We start from the raw sequence: 8,580 nt of genomic DNA on the forward strand, positions 1-8,580 counted from the left end.
AGGAGTCATCGATGCATCCGATTCGTTTAGGGCTGGTGGGTTACGGCAAGATCGCACAGGACCAGCACGTGCCGGCGATCCGCGCCAACCCGCAATTCGAACTGGTAGCGGTGGCAACGTTGGGGCCGCACTGTCCGGGTGTCGAGAACTTCGGGTCGCTGTCCGAATTGCTGGCCAGCGACGTTCAGGTGGACGCGATTGCCTTCTGCACGCCGCCCCAAGGGCGGTTCGCGCTGGTCGACGAAGCGCTGAAAGCGGGCAAGCATGTGCTGGTGGAAAAGCCGCCGTGCTCGACGTTGGGCGAGGCGTTTGCGCTGATCGACCACGTCGAACGGGCCGGGGTGAGCGGTTTGTTCGCCTGGCATTCACGCTTTGCGCCAGGCGTGGCCACTGCCAAGGCGTGGCTTGCAGGCACGACGCTGAACGAGGTGCGCATCGAGTGGAAAGAGCAGGTGCGCAAATGGCACCCCGGTCAGGCGTGGATCTGGCAGGCGGGCGGGCTGGGCGTCTTCGATCCGGGGATCAACGCCTTGTCCATCGTCACTGACTTGCTGCCGGGGGCGCTGTTCGTCGAGTCCGCCGCGCTGAGCGTGCCGAGCAACTGTCAGTCCCCCATCGCCGCGTCGTTGACTATCCGCGACGGGCACGTGCCGGTGAAGGCGGCGTTCGATTTCGACCACAGCGTGAATGAGCTGTGGCGCATTGAGTTGCACAGCGATGACGGCGTGTTGCGTCTGGATTCGGGCGGGGCTGAGGTCAGCCTCAATGGCGTGGCGCAGGCCGTGTCGGAAGAAGGCGAGTACCCCGCGATGTACCGGCATTTCGCGCAATTGATCGCCGACGGGCGCAGTGACCTCGACCTGCAGCCGTTGCGGATTGTGGCCGACAGTTTCTTTGTGGGCAGCAAGGAGACGGTTGCGGCATTTTATGAGTAAAACCCGCTCGCTTTGACGGCACGGATCACCTCTGTGGGAGCGAATTCATTCGCGAAAAAGGGTTCAGGCGATAGAGATGTATCGCCTCTACGCACGCTTCGCGAATGAATTCGCTCCCACAGGGAGGGCAACGCTGCACGGCCTCAATTCAACACAAAATCATTCTTCATCCGCAGCGTCCGGCTCGGAATGGAGTTGCGGTCAATCCCGCCCTGAAGCGTGTAGGCCAGATCGTCGTACCAGTTCGCGTCTTCCAGGTACCACGAATGTGACACCAGGCCGTCGATCACTTTGAACTTGCGGTTTTTCACAGCGAGATAGCGAGGACCGCAATCGACGTCCAGCGCTTTGTCGTCGGCGGGAGTGTCCTCGGGCATGCCGACCCGGCCGACCCGCGAACGGGTGTCGATGTTTTTGGCATTCGAAACGGCCAGCGCTTCGTCATAACCGCTGAAATAGTTCGTCAGCCGCCCGCAATGGCTGAACGTCGGGATCATGTCCGAGTTGCCCAGCGCGAAGCACGATGAAGAAATGTCGGCGCCAAACAGCACCATCTGGCCGATGCGCCAGTCGTTGGCCAGCCCCGAATCACGCATTTTGTCCACCGACCGAAAGGCTTCGCGCACCACAAACGCACCCATGGAGTGGGCCATCACGTGGACGTTGATCGGGCACTCGGGCAGCGAGAAGGTCATGAACGGCACGATGCCGCGCTTGACCAGCAGCGCGGCGGAGTCTTGCGCCTTGCCGCGATCTGCCAGGTACAGCAGGGTTTTGCTTTCTGATGGCCAATCAAACCCCACCACCATGCACGGGTAGTTGCGGGCGCGCAGCTCGCGTTCGATCAGCCGTTGTCGGGTCAGTGCTTCTTTTGAGGGGGTGTTGTAGCCATGCACGAAGAACACCACGTCCAGCGCCGTGCCTTTTGCAGGGGCGGCCTGTTCGAGAATCGCGGTCATCCACTGCTTGGCCGAATTGATGCTGTGAATGGGCGACGGCTCGGCCGCATCGGGCGGCACTTTCAGGTAGGTGCCTGGGCCAACGTCTGTGCCGAAAGCACCGTTGGCTTTGCTGCGGGTACTCAGAATGAAGCTGTCCATGGAGAAGAGTCCTTGCTGTCCGATTGACGGAGCGATCCGATTGACGGATTGGCCATTCTGAGCAGCGACCGAGGGGCGCCCGCACGAGCGGCGCAGGCCTGGGTTCAGGGCGCGGTAATGCGGATCGGCGAGTGCTCGACAACCCAAGAGGTGTAGCGTTGGATAGACGACTTGTCCAACCCGATCAGGCAGGACGACGGGCAGCGGGCATCACGGGTGCAGGAGGGGCACCGCGTGAAGGGTCAGAAATGACCGACGCCCGCGAGCGCGATGGAGAAGGAAACGATCAGCATCAGCAGAATGGACATGTTGATGGACATGGGTGAAATCCTTGTTCAGTTTGGTCAATGCCGCCATGATCCCGATCTGCGCGCAAAAAATGAACGGCGTTCGTGTGGATGTTCGCTATCGATACAATCAATACTCCGGGGCTTAGAAACGCGGCTTGCGGGTGTCTCAGGTCCGATACATGCCCGGGTTCTACAGGTTTTTGAACATCTCCCAGAACGACGCCCCGACGCCGGTCATGCTCTCGCCCGCGATCAACCCGGCGGCCACGGTGATCGCAAACCGTTCGGTGAGGCTCGGCCAGCGACGGCTCACGGCCCAAGTCAGCACCGCGCCCAGCCCCATCATAAGAGACGTCGAAGCTGGCAGGACGAACGCCAGGCCCAGAGCTGCCGAACTGGGAAGCCAGCGCGCCAGGCGCTGAGGCAGCAGGGTGTCAAACGCGCCCAGCAGCACGCCCACGAACCCGCCGACGAAGATCGCCCAGCGAATCTGCGGCGTCAGCGACCCCAGGCCATGGGTCAGGGTTTCGGCCACGGCTTTCCAGGTGGCGACAGCAGGGGCGGGCCATTGCTCGGTGAGCAGCATGTGCTGGGGATCGGGAATCAGCGCGAGGTACACCAGCACGCCGACCACACTGCCGATGAAGATGCCGATGCATTGGGCGACGACCTGTTTTTTCGGGGTCGCGCCGATGGCCAGGCCCACCTTGAAGTCGTTCATCAAGTCCGTCGATTGCCCGGCCGCGCCCCCCGCCGTGTTGGCGCTCATCAGGTTGATGGGCACCTGGCCCGGCGCCACCAGGCCGAACGTCAATTGCGACAGCTTGCCGATGGCGCCGATGGGTGCGATACCCGTGGCGCCGACCACCCGCGCGGCCACCACGGCCAGACAGATCGCCAGCGGAATGCTCAATAACGCCATCCACACATCAATGCCAAACAGCGCGACTTGCAGACCGACGACCAGCGCAATCGACAGCACCAGGCCAACGGCGGGGCCGGGAGAGAAGGGCGCACGGGCGCTTTTTTCTTTGGGGATTTGGTCCGTTTTGGGGGCAATGAACAGGCGGATGCCCAACGCCGTCAGCGTCGAGCACACCATCAGGCTGACCCCCGGCCACAGCAGCCATTCGACGAGCTTGGCGAACTGCGGACCTGTGGCGTCGGGCGCCAGCATCACCCAGCCGTGATCGATCAGCCATGGCGACAATCCGCCCCAAGCCAGCAACGCGCCAATCAGCAGGCTCACGCCGACGCGAATGCCGATGATCCCGCCGAAACCGATCAGCAGCAGTGAAGGGTCGAGGGTGAAGGTCAACCGCTCCAGTTGCGCAGTGGGCCCCCAGCGCGGAATTGCCCAGACGAAGCCGTCGATCCACTTCACCAGTCCCGACAGTAACGCCGCGCTGAACAACACTTTGATGCGGGTCACCGCCTCCTGCCCGTGACGATAAATGTGCTGCAGGGTTTCCAGCGTCGCCATGCCTTCGGGAAACTTCAGGCCGTTGTCGTTGAGCAGGGTGGGGCGCAAATACCACGCGATCCAGATGCCGAGAAAGCTGACCGAAAACACCCACGCCATCATCGGCACGGGGTCCAGTTGCTGGCCGGTCAGCAGCGTGTAGGCGGGGATCGGCGCCACCAGCCCGCCCGAGATGATCGACGCAGCGGCCGAGGCAACCGTCTGGTTGATGTTGCTCTCATGGAGGGTCCACGGCGGCTGCCGGTGATTGCGACGGGCGAGGCTTTGCCAGATCCCGAAACCTACCAGCAGCGCGATGATCGACATATTGAACGACCAGCCGATTTTCAGTCCGGCGTAAACGTTCGAAGGCGTCAGCAGAATGCCCAATACAGCGCCGGTCAGCACAGCACGCGGGCTCAGCTCGCGCTCGATGCGGAGGGCAGAAGGGGGCGTCGTGGCGTATTGGCCCATGGAACGTCCTGTGGTCGGTGTCAGGACTAGTGAGCGTCGTGGGGTGGGAAAGGTTCAGCGGAGGGGGAATCTGTGATGTATCGACGGTCCGGTTGCTAATGCGACACAGGTCGCAAGTCCACTGTGAAATGTGTCGCCATTGACACATTTTTTGGACCCTACGAAACACGCTGATGCACCCGATCGTCAGTGATCAACAAGCTGCTTCGTCCAGTTAAAACCCTTTAAATCAGAGGGTTACGGAGAGTTTGCCAGTATTTCGCCGCCATTCGTCAGACAACAAAACGACCACATCCTTATAACGAAAGTTTCACCAATCGGTAAAATTTCTTACGTTGCAATGAGAATCGTTTGCGTTATCCTTCGCGTCTCTTTGACACCAGGGATGCCAGACAAGATGGGTTTTCAACCTGCAATGAGCCAGCCCACAAGGCTTCGCTCCTCCTGTGTGGGCCGGTCTTTTGTCCCGATCGATCCTCGTCTCGACGCGCTGATCGGCACCTACAACACCCATCGCGAAGGGCTGTTGCGACTGGCTGCCAAATTCCTCGGTTGCCGCGCCCGCGCTGAAGACGTGGTGCAGGACGCCTTCGTGAAAATGCTCGAAAGCGACCTGTCGTCCATCGAGCCTGCCCGCTACATGTTCCGCGTGGTGCGCAACCTGGCCATCGACCGCCTGCGTCGTCAGCGGCTTGAACGCAACCATGGCGCTGAAACCGAGCTGGACGAGTCTCCACGTTTCGAGGTCTCGCCCGAGCGTGTGCTGGCGGGGCGCGAGTCGCTTAACCAACTGGTCGGCGCCCTCAACGAACTGCCCAAGCGCATGCGCATCGTCTTCAACCTCAGCCAGATTCAGGGCTACACCCAGCGCGATGTGGCCAAGGTGATCGGCACCTCGCCGACGATGGTCAACTTCCTGCTGCGCGACACCCTGTCCCATTGCCGCGCCCGGCTGGGCGAGCTTTAGCCGCCGACGTTTCGCCCTTTGTTTTCTGCTTCCACTGCCCGGAGTCATCCATGAAATTAGTTCGTCTGGTCTTCCAGCAATACCGTTGGCCACTCGCGATGGTGTTGCTGTTGAGCATCAGCAGCGGCCTGTTGAGCGTGGGTGTGATCGCCTTCGTCAACCAGCGCATGATCAGCACCCACGACGGTCTGGGCACCGCGTTGTGGCAGTTCGGCCTGATGCTGGTCTTGCTTTTGGCGCTGGCCTCCGGGGCGTCGCTGTCGCTGACCGCGCTCGGCCATCGCTTCGTCTACGGCCTGCGCCGGGTGATGGTCAAGCGCTTGCTGGACACCAACATCGAGCGCATCGAAGCCATCGGCGGGGCGAAAATCTTCGCCAGCTTGTCCAGCGATATTCGCGCCGTGACCATGGCCTTCGTGCAGTTGCCAGACTTGATCTACGGCACCGTGCTCAGCGTTGCCGCGTTCAGTTACCTGGCCTGGCTGTCGCCGTCGCTGTTCATCACCACGCTGTGCTGGATGGCGTTTACCCTCGGCGTCGGCTGGCTGCTGGTGGGCAAACTCAACGCCCACATCCGCGCGCTGCGTGAGTCCGAAGACAAGCTGTACCAGAGCTATCAAGGCGTGATTGACGGGCGCAAGGAACTGACCCTCAACCGCGACCGCGCGCGTCGTCTGTACGAAGAAACCTTCGACGCCGCCGCCTTGCGCTATCGCGAGCATTTCACCCTCGCGGACCGCTACCACGGCCTGGCCAGCAACTGGGCAAACATCATGGTGCTCGGCACCATCGGCCTGGCGTTTTACCTGGCCAACGACCTGGGCTGGGCGCCGACCGAAGTGGCCGCGACCTACGCGCTGACCGTGCTGTTCATGCGCACGCCGCTGGTGCTGGCCGTCGCCGCGATCCCGGCGCAAATCTCTGGCCGCGTGGCGCTGGACAAGGTCGAATCCCTGGCGCTGGCCGAGCATCACGACAGCTTTGAGGTCGCGCCGAGCCACATTGTCGGCCATTGGCAGACCCTCGAACTGCGCGACGTCGAGTACCACTACCCGGCGCAGGGCGACGAGCCCGGCTTCGATGTGGGGCCGGTCAACCTGACCCTGCGCCGTGGCGAAACGGTGTTCCTGATGGGCGGCAATGGCAGCGGAAAATCCAGCCTGGCGCGTTTACTCAGCGGCCTGTATCGCCCCTCGGCAGGCGCGATTCTGATCGACGGCCAGGTGATCGGCGCGAACGACTGGCTCGCCTATCGGCACCTGTTCGCCAGCGTGTTCACCGACTTTCACCTGTTCTCGCAACTGCTGGGTGCCGACGGCGAAAACGCTGCTGTCGAGCACATCGATCACTGGCTCGACTACCTGCACATGAAGCACAAGGTGCAGATCGGCGACGGCCATCTGCTCGACACGCGCTTCTCCCAGGGGCAGCGCAAACGTCTGGCGCTGCTGCTGGCGGTGCTGGAGAAGCGCGACATTCTCTTGCTCGACGAGTGGGCCGCCGACCAGGACCCGTTGTTCCGCCGCTTCTTCTACCGCGAGCTGTTGCCCATGTTCAAGCAGGCCGGGATCACGGTGTTTGCCATCAGCCACGACGACCAGTATTTCGACCTCGCGGACCGTCTGGTGAAGATGGAATCCGGGCAGCTCAGCGAATTGCAGGGCGATCGCCGTGACAACGCCAGCCGTGACGCCGTGGAAGAAATCGGCGGCGCGTATCCGCTGAAAACCGTAAAGGCTTTGTAAGTTTTTCACCACCGAAGACTAAACAGCCGAAAGGCTCAGGCGTCTTTAATGATAATCAGTCCTATTCATCATTGATGCGCGTGAACTGCCCCCAACTGCTTGTGGCAATACCTTTGCAGCTGGATCTCATCGCGCATCGCGCCTAACGAGAGGGAAGCATGGAACTCGTCTACGACTACATCGGCATTGGTTTCGGCCCGTCGAACCTGGCTTTGGCGATCGCCACCCAGGAGCATGCACTGCGCAACGGTCTGGCGCCCCAGGTGTGTTTCCTCGAAAAGAAGCCCGCGTTCAACTGGCACGAAGGCATGCTGATTGACGGCTCGACGATGCAGATTTCCTTCCTCAAAGACTTGGTGACGCTGCGCAACCCCGCCAGCCGTTTCACCTTCGTCAATTACCTCAAGGAGCGGGGGCGGCTGCAGGATTTCATCAACCTCAAGACGTTCTTTCCAACCCGCGAGGAATACACCGATTACCTGAGCTGGGCGGCCTCGCACTTCAATGAACAGGCTCATTACGGCGAAGAAGTGATCTCGGTCGAGCCGCATTTTCTGGACGGCCGCTTCGTCGCCGTGGACGTGCTGTCCCGTGGGCCGGGCGGTGGCGTTTCCCGCCGTCGCGCACGCAATCTGGTGTTCGGCATCGGCGGCATTCCCCAAGCACCGGCGGCGTTCGACGGCTTGACCGACCCGCGCATCCTGCATTCGGCGGGCTATCGCGGCGGCATCGAAAAACTGCTGACCAACCGCCCTGGCCCTGTGCGCGTGGCCGTGGTCGGCGGCGGTCAGAGTGCGGCAGAAATCTTCGAAGATCTGGCCAGTCGCTTTGACAATGTCGAGGCCAGCCTTGTGATTCGCGGCAGCGCCTTGAAGCCCTCCGACGATAGCCCCTTCGTCAACCAGATCTTCAACCCGTCGTTCACCGACACGATTTTCAACCACAGCGAAGAACGTCGCGACGCGTTGTTCACTGAGTTCCGCAACACCAACTATTCGGTGGTCGACACCGACCTGATCGAGACCATCTTCCAGCGCATGTACCAGCAGAAGGTGCGCGGCGAGCAGCGTCATCGCTTGCTCACCAACCGCGAAGTGGCCCACGCCGAAGTCAGCGCGGCAGGCATCGACCTGTTCCTGCGCGATGCGCCCCATGACCAGATGCACAGCGAATCCTTCGACGTCGTGGTGCTGGCGACCGGTTACCGTCGCGACTATCACCTTGAGCTGCTGGCCGGTGTGCAAGCGTACATCCAGGGCTCGAACGTTGACCGCAATTATCGTCTGCCACTGAGCGCGGGCAGTGAAGCGGGCATCTTCCTGCAAGGTTGCTGCGAAGACAGCCATGGCCTGAGCGACACGCTGTTGTCGGTGCTGGCCGTGCGTTCCCAGGAAGTGGTGGAGTCGATCTTCGCCGACTACGAGCAGCCCTGCTCAGCCCGCCCGGCGCACCCCCACGAGCGGGTGGCGCTGAAGCTGGCGCGCTGATGTAGCGCCCGTCGCCCAACGGTGGCCGTTCGCGGCCACCTCATCCTTTTTCACAACGTTGCGGGAGGCCTGACCGGGCCTTCCGTGGGTTGAGCCTTGCCGAAACAAACAGGTGAAAGC

The 8,580-nt window shown here is 61.7% G+C and carries 6 protein-coding genes; 4 read left to right on the forward strand and 2 right to left on the reverse strand.

Annotated elements, in window-relative coordinates:
• Nucleotides 1-11 precede the first annotated feature (11 nt).
• Nucleotides 12-935, forward strand: coding sequence for a Gfo/Idh/MocA family oxidoreductase (locus AAEO81_RS12740; RefSeq protein WP_341963965.1), 924 nt, complete (start codon nucleotides 12-14; stop codon nucleotides 933-935).
• 143 nt (nucleotides 936-1,078) lie between these two features.
• On the opposite strand, the gene AAEO81_RS12745 is transcribed toward AAEO81_RS12740, so the two are convergent.
• Nucleotides 1,079-2,035, reverse strand: a complete 957-nt coding sequence (locus AAEO81_RS12745; RefSeq protein WP_341963966.1) for an alpha/beta hydrolase — start codon at nucleotides 2,033-2,035, stop codon at nucleotides 1,079-1,081.
• A gap of 480 nt (nucleotides 2,036-2,515) precedes the next feature.
• The gene (locus AAEO81_RS12750; protein ID WP_341963967.1) at nucleotides 2,516-4,261 is read right to left on the reverse strand and encodes an OPT family oligopeptide transporter; all 1,746 of its coding nucleotides are present in this window, start codon (nucleotides 4,259-4,261) and stop codon (nucleotides 2,516-2,518) included.
• Nucleotides 4,262-4,709: 448 nt separating this feature from the next.
• Between AAEO81_RS12750 and AAEO81_RS12755 the strand changes: the two genes are divergently transcribed.
• The 3 genes from AAEO81_RS12755 (at nucleotide 4,710) to AAEO81_RS12765 (ending at nucleotide 8,460) form a co-directional block, all read left to right on the forward strand.
• Nucleotides 4,710-5,228, forward strand: coding sequence for a sigma-70 family RNA polymerase sigma factor (locus AAEO81_RS12755; RefSeq protein ID WP_341963968.1), 519 nt, complete (start codon nucleotides 4,710-4,712; stop codon nucleotides 5,226-5,228).
• A gap of 50 nt (nucleotides 5,229-5,278) precedes the next feature.
• Nucleotides 5,279-6,973, forward strand: coding sequence for a multidrug ABC transporter permease/ATP-binding protein (locus tag AAEO81_RS12760; protein ID WP_341963969.1), 1,695 nt, complete (start codon nucleotides 5,279-5,281; stop codon nucleotides 6,971-6,973).
• A gap of 158 nt (nucleotides 6,974-7,131) precedes the next feature.
• Complete coding sequence (locus AAEO81_RS12765) at nucleotides 7,132-8,460, forward strand: lysine N(6)-hydroxylase/L-ornithine N(5)-oxygenase family protein (RefSeq protein WP_341963970.1); 1,329 nt, start codon at nucleotides 7,132-7,134, stop codon at nucleotides 8,458-8,460.
• The last annotated feature ends 120 nt before the right edge of the window (nucleotides 8,461-8,580 follow it).

This window comes from Pseudomonas sp. RC10 (assembly GCF_038397775.1).
In the GTDB taxonomy this organism is placed as follows: domain Bacteria; phylum Pseudomonadota; class Gammaproteobacteria; order Pseudomonadales; family Pseudomonadaceae; genus Aquipseudomonas; species Aquipseudomonas bambusae.

Coding starts and splice junctions, on each gene's coding strand:
- AAEO81_RS12740 (WP_341963965.1), top strand. CDS start 12: ATGCATCCGATTCGTTTAGGGCTGGTGGGTTACGGCAAGATCGCACAG.
- AAEO81_RS12745 (WP_341963966.1), bottom strand. CDS start 2,035: ATGGACAGCTTCATTCTGAGTACCCGCAGCAAAGCCAACGGTGCTTTC.
- AAEO81_RS12750 (WP_341963967.1), bottom strand. CDS start 4,261: ATGGGCCAATACGCCACGACGCCCCCTTCTGCCCTCCGCATCGAGCGC.
- AAEO81_RS12760 (WP_341963969.1), top strand. CDS start 5,279: ATGAAATTAGTTCGTCTGGTCTTCCAGCAATACCGTTGGCCACTCGCG.
- AAEO81_RS12765 (WP_341963970.1), top strand. CDS start 7,132: ATGGAACTCGTCTACGACTACATCGGCATTGGTTTCGGCCCGTCGAAC.